General features: G+C 73.7%; 16 protein-coding genes. 6 read left to right on the top strand and 10 right to left on the bottom strand.

Annotated elements, in window-relative coordinates:
* Positions 1 to 25 precede the first annotated feature (25 nt).
* From coaD to ACSQ2D_RS07425, 4 genes are read right to left on the bottom strand one after another with little or no spacing between them, the layout of a single operon-like run.
* Positions 26 to 550, bottom strand: a complete 525-nt coding sequence (coaD, locus tag ACSQ2D_RS07440; protein ID WP_435985326.1) for a pantetheine-phosphate adenylyltransferase — start codon at positions 548 to 550, stop codon at positions 26 to 28.
* A gap of 42 nt (positions 551 to 592) precedes the next feature.
* On the bottom strand, positions 593 to 1,174 hold the full coding sequence (gene rsmD, locus ACSQ2D_RS07435) for a 16S rRNA (guanine(966)-N(2))-methyltransferase RsmD (RefSeq protein ID WP_435985325.1): 582 nt from the start codon (positions 1,172 to 1,174) through the stop codon (positions 593 to 595).
* A 1-nt stretch (position 1,175) separates the two neighbouring features.
* Entirely contained in the window at positions 1,176 to 3,437 is a 2,262-nt protein-coding gene (locus ACSQ2D_RS07430) for an ATP-dependent DNA helicase RecG (RefSeq protein WP_435985324.1), read from the bottom strand.
* A gap of 1 nt (position 3,438) precedes the next feature.
* Positions 3,439 to 5,220, bottom strand: coding sequence for a DAK2 domain-containing protein (locus ACSQ2D_RS07425; RefSeq protein WP_435985323.1), 1,782 nt, complete (start codon positions 5,218 to 5,220; stop codon positions 3,439 to 3,441).
* 169 nt (positions 5,221 to 5,389) lie between these two features.
* On the opposite strand from ACSQ2D_RS07425, the gene ACSQ2D_RS07420 reads away from it, so the two are divergent.
* Together ACSQ2D_RS07420 and rpmB are read left to right on the top strand one after the other, a co-directional pair.
* On the top strand, positions 5,390 to 6,172 hold the full coding sequence (locus tag ACSQ2D_RS07420) for a fructosamine kinase family protein (protein WP_435985322.1): 783 nt from the start codon (positions 5,390 to 5,392) through the stop codon (positions 6,170 to 6,172).
* A gap of 166 nt (positions 6,173 to 6,338) precedes the next feature.
* On the top strand, positions 6,339 to 6,527 hold the full coding sequence (gene rpmB / locus ACSQ2D_RS07415; RefSeq protein WP_020142801.1) for a 50S ribosomal protein L28: 189 nt from the start codon (positions 6,339 to 6,341) through the stop codon (positions 6,525 to 6,527).
* A gap of 91 nt (positions 6,528 to 6,618) precedes the next feature.
* Here the strand turns inward: rpmB and thiL are convergent, their stop codons facing one another.
* Entirely contained in the window at positions 6,619 to 7,587 is a 969-nt protein-coding gene (thiL, locus tag ACSQ2D_RS07410; RefSeq protein ID WP_435987828.1) for a thiamine-phosphate kinase, read from the bottom strand.
* Positions 7,588 to 7,806: 219 nt separating this feature from the next.
* Here thiL and ACSQ2D_RS07405 point away from each other — a divergent pair, with 219 nt between their 5' ends.
* Both ACSQ2D_RS07405 and ACSQ2D_RS07400 read left to right on the top strand, forming a co-directional pair.
* Positions 7,807 to 8,040 carry an Lrp/AsnC family transcriptional regulator gene (locus ACSQ2D_RS07405; RefSeq protein WP_020142803.1) on the top strand — a complete coding sequence of 78 codons (234 nt, stop codon included), beginning with the start codon at positions 7,807 to 7,809 and terminating at the stop codon, positions 8,038 to 8,040.
* Positions 8,041 to 8,131: 91 nt separating this feature from the next.
* Positions 8,132 to 8,497, top strand: coding sequence for a hypothetical protein (locus tag ACSQ2D_RS07400; protein ID WP_435985321.1), 366 nt, complete (start codon positions 8,132 to 8,134; stop codon positions 8,495 to 8,497).
* A gap of 277 nt (positions 8,498 to 8,774) precedes the next feature.
* On the opposite strand, the gene ACSQ2D_RS07395 is transcribed toward ACSQ2D_RS07400, so the two are convergent.
* Positions 8,775 to 9,911, bottom strand: a complete 1,137-nt coding sequence (locus ACSQ2D_RS07395; RefSeq protein ID WP_435985320.1) for a D-alanine--D-alanine ligase family protein — start codon at positions 9,909 to 9,911, stop codon at positions 8,775 to 8,777.
* Between the two features lie 49 nt (positions 9,912 to 9,960).
* Here ACSQ2D_RS07395 and ACSQ2D_RS07390 point away from each other — a divergent pair, with 49 nt between their 5' ends.
* Positions 9,961 to 11,046, top strand: coding sequence for a trans-sulfuration enzyme family protein (locus ACSQ2D_RS07390; protein WP_435985319.1), 1,086 nt, complete (start codon positions 9,961 to 9,963; stop codon positions 11,044 to 11,046).
* A gap of 223 nt (positions 11,047 to 11,269) precedes the next feature.
* Here ACSQ2D_RS07390 and ACSQ2D_RS07385 read toward each other — a convergent pair whose 3' ends face one another.
* Together ACSQ2D_RS07385 and ACSQ2D_RS07380 are read right to left on the bottom strand one after the other, a co-directional pair.
* A complete protein-coding gene (locus ACSQ2D_RS07385; RefSeq protein ID WP_435985318.1) occupies positions 11,270 to 12,271 on the bottom strand; it encodes an NAD(P)H-dependent glycerol-3-phosphate dehydrogenase in 1,002 nt (333 codons plus the stop codon).
* Entirely contained in the window at positions 12,268 to 13,068 is an 801-nt protein-coding gene (locus ACSQ2D_RS07380) for a lysophospholipid acyltransferase family protein (protein ID WP_435985317.1), read from the bottom strand. The genes ACSQ2D_RS07385 and ACSQ2D_RS07380 overlap by 4 nt, the downstream gene beginning before the upstream one ends.
* A 114-nt stretch (positions 13,069 to 13,182) precedes the next feature.
* Between ACSQ2D_RS07380 and cofC the strand changes: the two genes are divergently transcribed.
* On the top strand, positions 13,183 to 14,052 hold the full coding sequence (gene cofC, locus ACSQ2D_RS07375; RefSeq protein ID WP_435985316.1) for a 2-phospho-L-lactate guanylyltransferase: 870 nt from the start codon (positions 13,183 to 13,185) through the stop codon (positions 14,050 to 14,052).
* 79 nt (positions 14,053 to 14,131) lie between these two features.
* Here cofC and ACSQ2D_RS07370 read toward each other — a convergent pair whose 3' ends face one another.
* Together ACSQ2D_RS07370 and leuD are read right to left on the bottom strand one after the other, a co-directional pair.
* Complete coding sequence (locus ACSQ2D_RS07370; RefSeq protein WP_435985315.1) at positions 14,132 to 14,887, bottom strand: HU family DNA-binding protein; 756 nt, start codon at positions 14,885 to 14,887, stop codon at positions 14,132 to 14,134.
* Between the two features lie 286 nt (positions 14,888 to 15,173).
* Complete coding sequence (gene leuD / locus ACSQ2D_RS07365) at positions 15,174 to 15,767, bottom strand: 3-isopropylmalate dehydratase small subunit (protein ID WP_435985314.1); 594 nt, start codon at positions 15,765 to 15,767, stop codon at positions 15,174 to 15,176.
* Between the last annotated feature and the right edge of the window lie 3 nt (positions 15,768 to 15,770).

Raw genomic sequence — 15,770 nt, 5'->3', positions numbered from 1 at the left:
ACTAGAGGCGCGCCGTGCACCCAAATCAGCCCGGGCGCTCCCCCGACCGGTCTGTCAGCCGGTCGGTGAGCCGGTGGGTGAGCGCGGTCAGGACGGGGTCCGGCACGAGCCCGCTGACGTCGCCGCCGTAGCGGGCGACCTCCTTGATGAGCGAGCTCGAGACGTGCTGGAGCGTGGGGTCGGCGGCGATGAAGAGCGTCTCGACGCCCGTGAGGTGGTGGTTCATGTGCGCCATGGGCAGCTCGTAGGCGAAGTCCGTGCCGCCACGCAGCCCCTTGACCATCGTCGCGGCGCCGACCTCGCGGCACACGTCGACGACGAGCGTGCCGGCCCAGGTCCCGATGCGGACGTTGGGCAGGTGCCCGACGGACTGCTCGATGAGCGCGGTGCGCTCCTCGACGCTGAACGTGCCGTGCTTGCTCGGGTTGTGCAGGATCGCCACGACGACCTCGTCGAACAACCTGCTGGCCCGGGTCACCACGTCGACGTGACCGTTGGTGATCGGGTCGTAGGAGCCGGGACAGACACAGCGGCGCGCTTCGCTCGTCACGCGGGCCAACCTACCGTCCGGCCCGTCGCGGATGCGTGACCCTCAAGCGACGACCTCCGTCGGCGGCGGCTCGGCGAACCACATCGCCGTCTCGCCGTAGCGCTTCTCGCCGGACAGCTCCAGCCCCTCGGGCCACGTCGGCTGCGGTGACCTGCTCGAGCGCTCGACGACGACGAACGCGTCGGGCGCGAGCCACTGGTTCGCGACGAGCGCGGCCAGGACGGCCGCCAGCGCCTCCTCGGACACGTCGTAGGGCGGGTCGACGAGCACGAGGTCCATGCGGACCCCGGCGGGTGGCCCGGCAGCGAGGGCGCGCTCGACCGTGTCGGCGAGCACCCGGACGGCCGGGTGGCCGATGACGCCGGCGTTGGCGCGGATCACCTTCGCAGCCGCCTTGTGCGACTCGACGAGCAGGACCTGCGCGGCGCCTCGGCTCGCGGCCTCGAGGCCGAGGGCGCCGGAGCCGGCGTAGAGGTCGAGGACGCAGGCGCCCTCGAGCAGCCCGCGGTGCTCCAGACGACTGAAGAGCGCCTCGCGGACCCGGTCGGACGTGGGCCGGGTCGAGGACCCGGGTGGCGTCTGGAGGCGGCGACCGCCTGCCGTGCCACTGATGATGCGCGTCATGTCAGCCCCGTTCGAGCCATACGGCCTGCTCCTCGTCGAGGCGCATCGCGACGGCGGCCGCGAGCGCCGGGTGCCCGCGCAGCCCGGGGTCGGCGTCGACGATCGCGAAGGCGTCCTCACGCGCGTCGGCGATGATCTGCTCGTCCTCGAGCCGGCCGAGCCGCAGGTGCCGCACCGAGTTGCCGCGGCCGCTCTGGCGCGCGCCGAGCACGTCTCCCTCGCGCCGCAGCAGCAGGTCGGCGCGGGCCAGCTCGAAGCCGTCGGTCGTCGCGGCGACCTGGTCGAGCCGCTCGGCCGCACGTTCTCCGGCGCCCTGGGTCATGAGGAGGCAGAGGCCGGGGACCGCGCCACGACCGACGCGGCCGCGCAGCTGGTGCAGCTGCGAGATGCCGAACCGGTCGGCGTCGACGACGACCATGACCGAGGCGTTCGGCACGTCGACGCCGACCTCGATGACCGTCGTGGCGACGAGGACGTCGATCTCGCCGTCCCCGAAGGCACGCATCGTGGCGTCCTTGGCGTCGGGGTCGAGCCGGCCGTGGAGCACGCCGATGCGTGTGCCGACGAGAGCCGGGGTGGAGCGCAGGGTGCTGAGCATCGCGTAGACGCCGGTCAGCTCCCGTTCGGGAGCATCGGCCTCCAGCTCGCCCTCGTCGCCCTCCCAGTGGGCGTCCCAGCCGGCGTCCTCGTCGGAGGTGTCGCGGGACGGGGCGCTGCTGCCCGGTGCGAGAGCGGCCTCGTCGTCGACGTCGCCGATGCGCGGGCACACGACGTAGGCCTGGTGGCCCTTGGCGACCTCCTCGGCCACGCGCTGCCACGTGCGGTCGACCCAGCCGGGCCGGTCGGCGTCGACGACGTGCGTCGAGATGGGCGAGCGACCGCGGGGCAGCTCGCGCAGCGTCGAGGTCTCCATGTCGCCGAAGACAGTCATCGCGACGGTGCGCGGGATCGGGGTCGCGGTCATGACGAGCACGTGGGGAGGGCGGATCCCCTTCTCGCGCAGAGCATCTCGCTGCTCGACGCCGAAGCGGTGCTGCTCGTCGACGACGACGAGGGCGAGGTCGGCGAACTGGACGTGCTTCTGGATGAGCGCGTGGGTGCCGACGACGATGCCGGCCTCGCCGGACGCCGCGTCGAGCAGGGAGCGACGACGGGTCGCGGCGTTCTGGCTACCGGTGAGCAGCGCCACGGTGGTGCCGAACTCGGAGCCGCCGAGCATCCCGCCCTGTGCGAGGTCTCCGAGCATCGCCGTGATCGAGCGGTGGTGCTGCGCCGCCAGGACCTCGGTGGGGGCCAGCAGGGCGGCCTGACCGCCCGCGTCGATGGCGGCGAGCATGGCCCGCAGCGCGACGACCGTCTTGCCCGAGCCGACCTCGCCCTGCAGGAGCCGGTGCATCGGCCGGTCGGACGCCAGCTCGGTGGTGAGCACCTCGCCGATCTCGCGCTGACCGGCCGTGAGCTCGAAGGGCAGGCGCGCGTCGAAGGCGGCCAGCAGGCCGCCGGGACGCGGGGGCCGCGGCGTCGCGAGCTCGGACTCGGCGGCCTTGCGCCGCTGGGCGAGGATCGTCTGGAGGACGAACGCCTCGTCGTACTTGAGCCGGTCGAGGCCACGCGAGGGCTGGTCGTCGACAGCGGGGCGGTGGACGAGCTCGAGCGCGACGGCACGGTCGACGAGACCGCGCTTCGCGCGTACGTCGTCGGGGACGGGCTCGCGGATGCGGTCGACGCTGTCGAGCGCGGTGTGGACGAGCTTGCGCAGGCGCAGGGAGTTGAGCTTGCCGGTCGTGGAGTAGACCGGGACGCGGTGCGTGCGGTACCACTCGACGGCTGCCTCGCCCTGGGCGTCGTCGTCGAAGAGCTCGTACTCGGGATGGGTCAGCTGGAGGCGCTGGCCGTAGGCGCCGATCTGGCCGACGAAGAAGCCGCGCACGCCGACCGTGAGCTTGGCCTCGTGGCCGTAGGCGCTGAAGAAGGTGACGTCGAGCTCGTTGCCGAGATCGTCGCCGATGACGACGGTGAGCATCTTGCCGCGCCGGTTGCGCATGGCCCGCGACGTGGCCTTCTTGACCTCGGCGACGACGAGGACGTCGTCCCCGACGCGGAGCGAGGAGAGGTCGGTCAGCTGCCCCGGACGGACGTAGCGACGCGGCACGAACTCGAAGAGGTCGGCGACGCTGAGCAGCCCCTTGGTGCGGGCCAGCTGCTCGGCCTCGTTCTTCTTGACGAGCTTGCTCAGCGGCGAGTCCTCGGTGAGCAGGGGCACCTCACTCCACCCCCAGCAGCACGGGGTAGACCGCCTGCCCGCCGTCGATGAGCGAGACCTCGATGCCATGGTGCGCGCCGCGGGCCTCCGCGGTGACGGCGTCGAGCAGGCCGTCGGGTGCGTCGACACCGGCCACGACGGTGACGAGCTCCCCGCCGCTCGCGAGCAGCCGCTGGACGACCTGCCGGGAGACGTCGAGCTGGTCGGAGCCGACGATGACGACGTCGCCGTCGACGACGCCGAGCACGTCACCCGCCTCGCACGGGCCACCGCTCGTCAGCGCGGCGCGGTTGGCGACGGTGACCGCGCCGTGCCGGGTCGCCGACGCCGCCGCCTGCATGGCGAGGACGTTGGCGGACGCCGCGGCGGTCGGCTCGAAGACGGCGAGCGCGGCGATGCCCTGCACGGCCGTGCGGACGTGGACGAGGTGCGCCTCGATGCCGTCGTCGGCGACCGCTCGCACCGCCGCGGCCGCGGCGAGGAGGGTGTCGCCGTCGTTGGGCAGCACGACGACGCCCGAGGCGCCGCGGACGTGCTGCTGGCGGATGGCGTCGATGAGCCCGCCCGTCGAGGCGCGGCGACCGGGGCCGGAGCGGACGACCACCGCACCGGCGTCCTCGAAGAGCGCCTCGAGGCCGACGCCGGCCGCACACGCGACGATCGCGGCACCACCGGTCGCCGCGACTCCGGGACCGTCACGCCCGGGCGCCCGGGTGCCGTGACCGTGGTCGTCGGTGAGGCGCGTGATGCGCACCCGGTGCGGGCGCCCGGCCTCGATGCCGGCCTCGACGGCGGCGCCCGCGTCGTCGACGTGGGCGTGGACGTTCCACTCGCCGTCGCCGCCGACGACGAGCACCGAGTCACCGAGCTCGACGAGCCGGGCGCGCAGGGCGTCCACCGCGGCGTCGTCGGAGTCGCGCAGGAGGTACATCACCTCGTACTCCGGGATGCCGAGTGCCTCGACACCGTCAGCCGGGCGGGCGGCGCTGAGAGCGGCGCTCTGCGGGTCGGGTCGGCGCCGGGAGCGCCGGTCCGAGGCGGCGGCCCCCGACCGGGCGCGCTGACCGGCGCAGACGCGCTCGAGGCACTCGAGGAGCACGACGAGCCCGGCACCCCCGGCGTCGACGACCCCGGCGCGGGCCAGCACCTCGAGCTGCTCGGGGGTGTGCTCGAGCGCGACCCGGGAGGCGTCGAGGGCCGCGAGCGCGACGGCGTGGACGCCGACGGGTCCATCGCCGGCCGCGGGGCCACCCGGGCCGGGGTCCCCGGTGCCGTCGGCGGCGGCATACGACCCCTGGGCGGTGGACCCGGCAGCCCGGGCGGCGGCCTCGGCCATGGCGCGGGCGACGGTGAGGATCGTGCCCTCCTTGGGGTCCGTGACGGCCTGGCGGGCGCGCTGCTCGGCGTGCTGCAGGCCCTCGGCGAGGACCCGGCCGTCGATCTCGGCGGCACCCGCGCAGCCCTCGGCGAGGCCCCGGGCCAGCTGGCTGAGGATGACGCCGGAGTTGCCACGGGCGGTCCAGAGCAGGTGCCGCGCGAAGACGGCGAGCAGGGCGTCGGCGCTCGTGACGTCGGCGGTGGCGAGGGTGCGCTCGACCGCGCCGTCGAAGGTGAGGTAGAGGTTCGTGCCCGTGTCGCCGTCGGGGACGGGGAAGACGTTGAGGGCGTCGATCTCGGCGCGGCGGGCCGCGAAGAGCGACCGGGTCAGCACGGCCCACCGGCGGACGGCGACGAGATCGAGCAGGCTGAGCGGCCCGTCGGGCGGCGGCGCTGCGCCGGGCATCGGACCTCCTGCTCGTCGTGCGTGTCCATCGGCCGGGGGGATCGGCTCGCCGATGCTCGGCAGGCTAGCGCCTCGCCCGGACGGTCGCATGCACCACTCCTTGCTCCGGACCGGCGTCGTGGACGCGCACCGCCGACGACCGGGACCGTCGAGACCCCGGGCGACTACCGTGGACGCGGTGTCGAGCGCCTCCCCCGCCCACCGGAAGTCGTGGCCCGCGGCCCCCTCCGGTTTCTTCGAGGTCGAGGCGGCCGGCCTGCGCTGGCTCGGGGAGGCGCAGCCGCGGGGCGGCGCCAGGGTCGTCGAGGTCCGGGACGTCGGCGCCGGGCACATCGACCTCGCCCGGCTGCACCCCGCTCGTCCGACCGAGGAGGCGGCCGAGGCCCTCGGGCGGGGGCTCGCCGTGACGCACGCCGCGGGTGCACCGGCCTTCGGGTCTCCCCCGGCCGGCTGGACCGGTGACTCCTGGATCGGGCGCCAGACGCAGAGCAACGAGCCGACATCGACGTGGGGCCTCTTCTACGCCGAGCAGCGGGTGCGGCCCTTCGTGCGCCGGGCCGTCGACCGGGGGCACCTCGACGCCGCCGGGGCCCGCACCGTCGACCGCGTCTGCGACCGGCTGGCGTCCGGCGCCCTCGACGACGACCGGCCCCCGGCGCGCATCCACGGCGACCTGTGGTCGGGCAACGTCGTCTTCACCGCGGACGGCGCCGTCCTCATCGACCCCGCCGCGCACGGCGGGCACGGTCTCACCGACCTCGCGATGCTCGCCCTCTTCGGCTGCCCGGGGCTGGGCCGCATCGGCGCCGCGTACGAGGAGGCCGCAGGCCTTGCCGGCGGGTGGCGCGAGCTCGTCGGGCTGCACCAGCTCCACCCCCTCGCCGTGCACGCGGCGTCGCACGGGCCTGCGTATGCCGCCGAGCTCGTCGACACGGCCCGGACGTTCGCGTGAGGCGGGGTCGCCGACGTGCTCACGCCGTTTTGTCGTCCGAGCATCTCGTCGGCTACGCTTTACCGGTTCCCCCCGTGACTGCGGGGTGACGCGCGCCCTCGTGCGTCTGCCCCGATCCAGTGGTGGAGCTCAGCACTTCGTCAACATCGAATTTCAGGAGATACCCGTGGCTGCCAACTGCGACGTCTGCGGCAAGGGACCGAGCTTCGGTCACAACATCTCGCACTCGCACCGCCGCACCAAGCGCCGCTGGAACCCCAACATCCAGCGCGTTCGGACGCTGGTGGACGGTGTGACGCCGAAGCGACTCAACGTCTGCACCTCCTGCCTCAAGGCGGGCAAGGTCGTTCGCTGAACGTCCCTCACCAACGCTGAAGGCCGGCCCCCTCGGGGGCCGGCCTTCGTCGTACCCGCCCCCCTGGCCCGACGAGAGGCCCGCCGTCCGGTCAGGCGCCGCGGAAGTGGTCCCAGCCGGTGTGGGTGACGACGTGGCCGTCGACGAGGATGCCCGCCGGCTCGCCGTCCCCGGGAGCCCGCACCGACCCGATGGGCCGCCAGCCGCCCGGCAGCTCCCCCGCCGGGAAGGTGGCGAGCAGCGAGTGCTCCTCGCCGCCGGCCAGCACGCAGTCGAGCGCCGCCTCGGCCCCGAGCGCCTCGGTGAGCGCGTCGACGTCCGCGGCGAGCGCGCGCGGGTCGAGGTCGATGACGACGCGGCTCGCCCGGGCGATGCGCCCACCGTCGCGCAGCAGGCCGTCGCTGAGGTCGAGCATGGCGGTCGCCCCGGCGACCGCGGCCTCGGGGCCGGCGGCGAGCGGCGGCTCGGGACGTCGCTGACGGGCGACGGCGACCGGGTGCCGGTCGACGGCGTCGGCCTGCAGCAGGCGCAGGCCGGCGTCCGCGAGACCGAGGGAGCCGCGGACGGCGAGGATGTCACCGGGCCTCGCCCCCGACCGTAGCACCGGCTCGCCGTCGAGGCGACCGAGCGCCGTGACCGAGACCATGACGACCCCGGGCGGCGCGGACGAGAGGTCCCCGCCGAGCACGGCGACGCCCGCAGCGGCGCACGCCTCGGCCAGGCCGCGCACGTGGTCGAGCACCCACTCCAGCGACAGGTCGGGGTCGGCGACGAGGGTGACGAGGACGCCCGTGGGCCGGCCACCCATGGCCGCGACGTCGGCGAGGTTCTGCGCCACGACCTTGTGCCCGATGTCGGCGCCCGAGGACCACGCGTCGAGCCAGTCGCGGCCGAGGACGACGGTGTCGGTGGTCGCGATCGTGCGCTCGGACGTGCGCAGCACGGCGGCGTCGTCACCCGGGGCCACGAGCAGCTCGTCGGTGCCGGGGAAGGCCGGGAGGATGCGTCCGAGCAGCTCGTCCTCGTCGAGGTCGCGCAGCGGCGTCCCGCCCGTCATCATCGGCCCGCGCTGGAGCCGCTGCCCGTTCGGCACGGATCACACACCCTTTCGGTGGACGGCCGTCTCAGGCCCCCGGTTTCCATGGGACGTGAGGCCCCATGGCAAGGTAGCGTCAGGGCACGGTCGCAGTCACACTGGGACCTGCCGTTCCGACCGGTCGGGCCATCGCACGGCGCCCGCGCCCGACCGTCCAACGATCGACACACAGTGAGGTGACACGTGGTCCAGGCCTACATCCTGATCCAGACCGAAGTCGGCAAGGCCGCGAGCGTGGCGGAGGCGATCGCGGGCATCTCGGGCGTGACCCTCGCCGAGGACGTCACGGGTCCCTACGACGTCATCGCCCGCGTGGAGGCCTCCAACGTCGACGACCTCGGTCGTCTCGTCATCGCCAAGCTCCAGGACGTCCCGGGCATCACCCGGACCCTGACCTGCACGGTCGTCCACGTCTGAGGCCAGCCCCCTGACCGGACGCACGTACCTCACGACGGCGGCGCTCTTCGGCGCCGCCGTCGTGCTGTCCGCGTGCAGCCGGGCGCCCGAGGTGGCCCTCGCGCCCCAGGCGTCGGCGCCGGTCTGCGCGTCGGCGCGGTGGCCGGGTGACGTCAGCGGCCACGCGCGGGTCACGACGCGGCCCGACGACGGGTCGGTGGCGGCGTGGGGCGACCCGGCGGTCATCGCCCGCTGCGGCCTCGACCCGCTCGGCCCGACCACCGACGACTGCGTGACCGTCGACGGCGTCGACTGGGTCGTGCGCCCGCTCACCGACGGCTCCGCCGCGACGACCTACGGCCGCGACCCGGCCATCGAGGTGCTGGCGCCCGTCGTCTACGGCGCCGTGCCGCTGCTGCTGCCGGCCTTCACCGACGTCGCGAAGTCCCTGCCGGCCAACGGCCGCCACTGTTCCTGAGGGCGTATGCCGTGTGGCCGCCTCTGCACGAGCCCGCAGGAGAGCGGTGGGCCCGGGTCACCACAGGTCAGCGCGGGTCAGCGCGGGTCAGCGCGGGTCAGCGCGGGTCAGCGCGGGTCAGCGCGGGTCAGCGCGGGTCAGCGCGGGTCAGCGCGGGTCAGCGCGGGTCAGCGCGGGTCAGCGCGGGTCAGCGCGGGTCAGCGCGGGTCAGCGCGGGTCAGCGCGGGTCAGCGCGGGTCAGCGCGGGTCAGCGCGGGTCAGCGCGGGTCAGCGCGGGTCAGCGCAGGCCGGTGCGCCGCTCGAGCGCGAGCGCGATGAGCTCGTCGATGAGGTCGGGGTAGTCGACGCCCGAGGCCGCCCACATCCGCGGGTACATCGAGTGCGGCGTGAAGCCCGGCATCGTGTTGATCTCGTTGACGAGCACCCGGCCGTCGTCGGTGTAGAAGCAGTCGACGCGAGCCAGCCCCTCGCAGCCGAGGGCCTCGAAGGCCTCCGCGGCGAGGCGCCGGACCTCCTTGGAGATCTCCTCGGGCACGTCGGCGGGACAGGTGAGGTCGACGTCGGCCTCGGCGAGGTACTTCGCCTCGAAGTCGTAGAAGCCGTGGTTGTCGTGGACGGCGACCTCGCCCACCTCCGACGTCCGCGGGCCCGACGTGCCGTGACCCTCGAGCACGGCGCACTCGATCTCGCGGCCGGCGATCCCGGCCTCGACGAGGACCTTGGGGTCGTGCTCGCGCGCCACCTCGATGGCGGCCCGGAGCTCGGCGGGGTCGTCGACGCGGGTGATCCCCATCGACGACCCGGCCCGGGCGGGCTTGACGAAGAGCGGGTAGGCCAGCCCGGCGCAGGCGTCCATGGCGGCGGCGGGGTCGGTGCGCCACGCGCGGTCGGTGATGACGGCATACGGGCCGACGGGCAGACCGTGGCCGGCGAAGACGACCTTCATGTAGTGCTTGTCCATGCCCGCGGCCGAGGCGAAGACGCCGGAGCCGACGTAGCGGACGTCGGAGAGCTCGAGGAAGCCCTGCAGCGTGCCGTCCTCGCCGAACGGCCCGTGGAGCAGCGGGAAGACGACGTCGACCTGGCCGAGCTCCTGCGGCGGCCGGCCGGCCTCGAGGGAGGTGAGCGAGCTCTCGCGCGTCGAGAGCGGCAGGACCACGTGGGCGGCGCTCGGCTCGACCTCGGGCGTGCGCCCGGCCGTCAGCTCGAAACGGCTCGGCTCGTCGGCGGCGAGGACCCACTGCCCGTCGCGGGAGATGCCGATCGGGATGATGTCGTACTTGCTGCGGTCGATGGCGCGCAGCACCCCGGCGGCGGTGGCGCAGGAGACCGCGTGCTCCGAGGAGCGTCCTCCGAAGACGATGGCGACGCGGGGGCGGCTCGGCAGGTCGGGCTGGGGCTGGTCCGTGGTCATCAGGCGAGACTCTACCGAAGACCGTGGGACCCGCTCGTACCCTGAGGGCGTGGGCACCGAAGCGGATTCGCAGCACCTGCACGTCGACACCTTCCTCGTGGCGTCGGGGCGCCCCGAGCGCTCCCCCGGCTCGCCCGCGAACGTCGCCGTCGAGCTGACGTCGACGTATGCCGCGGACGGGCCCGTCAACTACGCCCGCTCGGGCAACCCGACGTGGAACGCCTTCGAGGAGGCGCTCGGCGGACTCGAGGGCGGCCACGCGCTCGTCCACGCGTCCGGCATGGGCGCCATCTCGGCGGCGCTCTCGCTCGTCCCGGCCGGCGGCACGGTCGTCGCGCCCGACACGACGTACAACGGCACGGGCGACCTGCTCGTGGCCCACGAGAAGGCCGGCGGCACCGTCGTACGCGTCCACGCCACCGACACGGCCGGTTTCCTCGCCGCCCTCGAGTCGGCCGACCTGCTCTGGCTCGAGTCACCGACGAACCCGCTCATGGACGTCACCGAGCTCGACGTGGTCCTGGCCCGGTCACGGGACCTCGGCGTCACGAGCGTCGTCGACAACACGCTCTCGACGCCGCTCCTGTGCCGGCCGCTCTCGCTCGGTGCCGACGTCGTCGTGCACTCGGTGACGAAGTACCTCTCGGGCCACAGCGACGTCGTGCTCGGCGCGACCGTCGTCGCGGACTCCCAGCGCGGGCGCGAGGTCGGCGAGCGGCTGCGTCGCCACCGCACCCTGCACGGCGCGATCGCCGGGCCGATGGAGGTCTTCCTCGCGCTGCGCGGGCTGCGGACCCTGTCGGTGCGGTTCGAGCGGGCGAGTGCCAGCGCGGCCGAGCTGGCCCGGCGCCTCGAGGGCCATCCGGCCGTGGAGCGTGTGCGCTACCCCGGCTCCGGCGCGATGGTCTCCGTCGACGTGGCCGGTGACGACGAGGCCGCCGAGCGGGTCTGCGCCGCGACGCGGCTCTGGCTGCACGCGACGAGTCTCGGCGGTGTCGAGTCACAGCTCGAGCGCCGCCGCCGACACCCCTCGGAGTCCGAGCAGGTGCCGGTCAACCTCGTGCGGCTCTCGGTCGGCATCGAGCACGTCGACGACCTGTGGGCCGACCTGTCCCAGGCCCTCGACCACGCCTGACCACCCCCCGTCCCCGCGCCTGACCCACGCCTGACCCACACCTGACCCACGGGGTCGCGTCGCGGTCTGGCGCCGACCGACGACCGTTGGTCGCCGCGAGGCCGCGACACGCCGCCGACACGCCGCCGACACGCGTATGCCGTGCACCTACGGTCGTCCGTCGGCTGCGCCGAGGCGGACGCAGAGGTCACGGGACCCGCGACGACGCGGACGGCATACGCCCTCAGTGCTTCTCGGCCTTGAGGTCGCGTGACATGAGGCGCGGACCGACCTCGCTCGCCGAGTGTCCGTCGCGGATGACGGCGACGACCTGCTCGCAGATCGGCATGTCGACGTCGTGCTGACCGGCAAGCGTGAGGATCGACTCGCAGGACTTGACGCCCTCGGTCGTCGTGCGCAGCTCGGCGGTGGCCTCCTCGACGGTCCGGCCGCGCCCGAGCCGCACACCGAAGCTGTGGTTGCGCGACAGCGGCGACATGCACGTCGCGATGAGGTCGCCGACGCCGGCGAGGCCCATGAAGGTCTGCGGGTGCGCGCCGAGGGCCAGGCCCAGGCGCGTCGTCTCGGCGAGACCTCGCGTGATGATCGTGGCCTTGGTGTTGTCGCCGAAGCCCATGCCCTCGGCCATGCCGGAGGCGAGCGCGACGACGTTCTTCGTCGCCCCGCACACCTCGGCGCCGATGACGTCGGTGTCGGTGTAGGGCCGGAACCACGGCGTCGCGCACGCGCTGGCGACGCGCTCGGCGGTCGCCATGTCGCGGCACGCGACGACGCCCGCCGCCGGCTGCCGGCGGGCGATCTCGGGGGCGAGGTTGGGCCCGGACACGACGACGACGCGGTCCGGCCCGACACCGGCGGCCTCGGCGATGACCTCGCTCATCCGCATCGTCGTGCCGAGCTCGACACCCTTCATGAGCGACACGACCGGCGCATCGGTGGGGATGGAGCCACCCCATTGCGTCAGGTTGGCGCGCAGCGTCTGCGACGGCACGGCGAGCACGACGACGTCGGCCCGGTGCAGCGCCTCGGCCGGGTCGACGGTGGCGCGGACCGCCGACGGCAGCTCGAGCTCGGGCAGGTAGGCGTCGTTGCGACCGGCGTTGATGGCCTCGGCGACCTCGGGGCGTCGGGCCCACATCGTCACGTCGCACCCGGCGTCGGCGAGGATCATCCCGAAGGCCGTCCCCCAGTTGCCGCTGCCCATGACGGCGACGCGAGTCGTCACGACGGGCTCCCGTCCCGGCCGCGGTGGCGCTTGGTGCGCCCGATCTCGTGGTGCCCCAGCGGGTCACCGATCTCGGGGACGCCGTGCTGGCGCGGGTCGAAGCGCTCGTCGGGCCGCTTCTCTCCGCGGATCTCCTCGAGCAGCCCGGTGATGCGGTCCATGAGGCGGTCGGTGGCCTCGCGCAGCACCTTGGTGTCGATCGGCCGGTCGTAGAGGTCGGACAGGTCGACGGGCGGGCCGGCATACATGTGCATCGTCTTGCGCGGGAAGAGCGAGGGCCGGTGGCCGTAGGGCGAGAGGATCTCCTGGGCGCCCCACTGTGCCACCGGGATCAGCGGGCAGCGCGTCTCGAGGGCGACGCGGGCGGCGCCGGTCTTGCCGCGCATCGGCCACAGGTCGGGGTCACGCGTGATGGTGCCCTCGGGGAAGATGCCGAGCGGCTTCCCGGCCCTGACCCCCTCGACGGCGGCCCGGTAGGCGTCGGCCGCCGCGGCCGAGTTGCGGTAGACGGGGATCTGGCCGCACTGCTTGAGGAGCCAGCCGACGACGGGGATCGCGAAGAGGCTGTCCTTGCCGAGGAAGTAGGCCTCGCGCCCGCTGTCGAACATGAAGTGCGCGAAGACGAGCGGGTCGGCGTAGGAGATGTGGTTCGTCGAGACGACGAAGCCGCCCTCGGCCGGGATGTTCTCGAGCCCGCGCCAGTCGCGCTTGGTCACCCGCATCAGCAGCGGCCGGAGCACGAGGGCCACGAGCCGGTAGGCCAACGGCAGCCGCCTCTTGGGTGCGCCGGCTGTCACGGTGTCACGTCCTCCTCGTCGTGCGCACGCCGGTCGACGTGGCAGGGCTTCATCTTGTCCACCTCACGGCGCGGTGTCGAGCAGCGAGGCGGCGAGTGGGACGATATCGCCAGCATGACGACCTCCTCCCACGCGCACCCCCCGGACGCGCCGACCACCGACTGGCACGTCGTCGTCCCCGTCAAGGACACGAGCCACGGCAAGTCCCGCCTGGCGCGCGCCGTCGGCTCGGACCGCGCCGACCTCAGCGCTGCCATCGCCACCGACACGCTGGCCGCCGCCCTCGAGGCGGTCGGTCCGGGCCGCCTCGTGCTCGTGACGAGCGACGCCGGCCTGGCGGGCCGCTGGCGTACGCGTGGGGTGCACGTCGTGGCCGACCCGGGCGCCGGGCTCAACGACGCCGTCGCCGCGGGTATGCGGCACGCCGGGCCGGGTGCCCGCGTGGCAGCCCTGCTCGGCGACGTGCCGTCGCTCGACGCCGCCTCGCTGCGCTCGGCGCTCGCGGCCGCGGCGTCCGTCGACGAGTCGTTCGTGCCCGACGCGGACGGCACGGGGACGGTCCTGCGCTGTGGCCGCGGCTTCACGCCGCGCTTCGGCACCGACAGCGCCGCGCGTCACGAGGCCGACGGGGCGGTGCGCCTCGAGCTGCCGCTTCCCCGCCTGCGCACCGACGTCGACGACGCGCGGAGCCTGGCGCAGGCGCGCCGTCTCGGGCTGGGGCCGGCGACGCGCGCGGTCCTCGAGCACCGGGCATCTGGTTGGATCAGGAGCATGCAGGCCACCGTGCACCGCTTCGACCCCGAGACCCACACCGGGAGCGTGCTGCGCGACGACGGTGTCGAGCTGCGCTTCGAGGCGCCGGCGTTCGAGGCGAGCGGCCTGCGCCTGCTGCGCCTCGGGCAGCGCCTGACGGTCGAGGTCGTCGACGACCTCGTCGTCGCGCTGCACATCGTGGGCGTCGGGCCGGGACAGCCCATTCGCTGACACGCGCGTGGGCCCGACCGTCGCCGGTCGGGCCCACGTCACGTCCGGCGGCACCCCTGCCGGGCGCCGCCGCGAGGCCTCACCTCGAGGCGGTCTTCTTCGCGGTCGTCTTGCGGGCCGTCGTCGTCTTCTTGGCGGCCGTGGTCTTCGTGGCGGCAGCCTTCGCCGTCGTCTTCCTGGCGGCAGCCTTGGCCGGGGCGGCCTTGGTGGCGGTGGCGCGCTTGGCCGGGGCGGCCTTGGTCGCAGCGGCCTTCGTGGTCGTCTTCCTGGCGGCAGCCTTGGCCGGGGCGGCCTTGGTGGCGGTGGCGCGCTTGGCCGGGGCGGCCTTCGCCGTCGTCTTCTTGGCGGCAGCCTTGGCCGGGGCGGCCTTGGTGGCCGTGGCGCGCTTGGCCGGGGCGGCCTTCGTGGCAGCGGCCTTCGTCGTCGTCTTCCTGGCAGCAGCCTTGGCCGGGGCGGCCTTGGTCGCGGTCTTCTTCGCCGCCGTCCGCTTGGCCGGCGCTGCGGCCACCGAGGTGCCGGCGGAGGCGCGCGAGGCGGCCGACTCGGTCTTGGAGAGCTTCTTGGCGCCCGACACGACCTCCTTGAAGTTCGTGCCCGAACGGAACTTGGGGACGCGGGTCTTCTTGATCCTCACGGTCGCCCCCGTCTTGGGGTTACGGCCGGTGCGCGCGGCCCGGTCGGCCCGCTCGAAGGTGCCGAAGCCGGTGATGCCGACCTTGCCACCCTTGGCGACCTCGCGGATGACGACGTCCAGGAACGCCTCCAGCGCGTCGGATGCGACCTTCTTGCTGCCGAGCTTGACCTCGAGCGCGTCGATCAGTTCTGCCTTGTTCACGTCTTCCCCTCCAGAGGACTGTCGGCGTCAGGCGACCCGACGATGTGCGTCCGGAACCGGTCCGGCTACCTCCTGACGTTAGGCCGCCGCGGCAGGCACGTCCATCACCGGTCGGTGGGTTTTTCGTTGTGTCGCAAGGAGTTTGACGGGTTCTGAGCGGATTCCGGGACGCCGCAGGGGCAGCCCGGCCGTGTCCGATTCGTCCGGAAACGCAAACGGATCCCCTTGTCTCACAAGGGGATCCGTTCGGTCTAAGGCACCACCAGGGCGCCCGAGGGTCGTCTCGTCAGGCCGGGGTGGTGACCGGCTTGTGGCTCGCGCGGTGCGACTCGAAATCTGCGACGAGATCCTCGTGTCGCAGGGTCAGTCCGATGTCGTCGAGGCCCTCGAGCAGCCGCCAGCGGGTGTAGTCGTCGATCTCGAAGGGGGCGACGATCTCACCGGCGTGGACGGTGCGGCCCACGAGGTCGACCGAGATCTCGGCGCCCGGGTTGTTCTCGAGGTACTTCCAGATCAGCTCGACGTCGTCCTGCGCCACGATCGCGGTGAGCAGGCCCTGCTTGCCGCTGTTCCCACGGAAGATGTCGGCGAAGCGTGAGCTGATGACGACCCGGAAACCCCAGTTCATCAGGGCCCACACCGCGTGCTCGCGGCTCGACCCCGTGCCGAAGTCGGGTCCGGCCACGAGGACCGAGCCGTCGGCATACACCGGGTTGTTGAGGACGAACGACTCGTCCTTGCGCCAGGCAGCGAAGAGCCCGTCCTCGAAGCCGGTGCGCGTGACGCGCTTGAGGTACTCGGCGGGGATGATCTGGTCGGTGTCGACGTTGCTGCGGCGCAGCGGCACGCCGATGCCCGTGTGGGTCGTGAACGCGTCCATGGC

The organism is Terrabacter sp. LjRoot27 (assembly GCF_964254175.1).
GTDB lineage: Bacteria > Actinomycetota > Actinomycetes > Actinomycetales > Dermatophilaceae > Terrabacter.
Note: the sequence above shows the minus strand (reverse complement) of the source record. Positions and strands in the feature narration are given on the sequence as shown.

Excerpts from the sequence above, each read along its gene's own strand:
- ACSQ2D_RS07425 (WP_435985323.1), bottom strand. The coding sequence starts at position 5,220 with ATGCCCGGCGCAGCGCCGCCGCCCGACGGGCCGCTCAGCCTGCTCGAT.
- cofC (WP_435985316.1), top strand. The coding sequence starts at position 13,183 with ATGACGACCTCCTCCCACGCGCACCCCCCGGACGCGCCGACCACCGAC.
- rsmD (WP_435985325.1), bottom strand. The coding sequence starts at position 1,174 with ATGACGCGCATCATCAGTGGCACGGCAGGCGGTCGCCGCCTCCAGACG.
- leuD (WP_435985314.1), bottom strand. The coding sequence starts at position 15,767 with ATGGACGCGTTCACGACCCACACGGGCATCGGCGTGCCGCTGCGCCGC.
- ACSQ2D_RS07395 (WP_435985320.1), bottom strand. The coding sequence starts at position 9,911 with ATGACCACGGACCAGCCCCAGCCCGACCTGCCGAGCCGCCCCCGCGTC.
- thiL (WP_435987828.1), bottom strand. The coding sequence starts at position 7,587 with ATGATGACGGGCGGGACGCCGCTGCGCGACCTCGACGAGGACGAGCTG.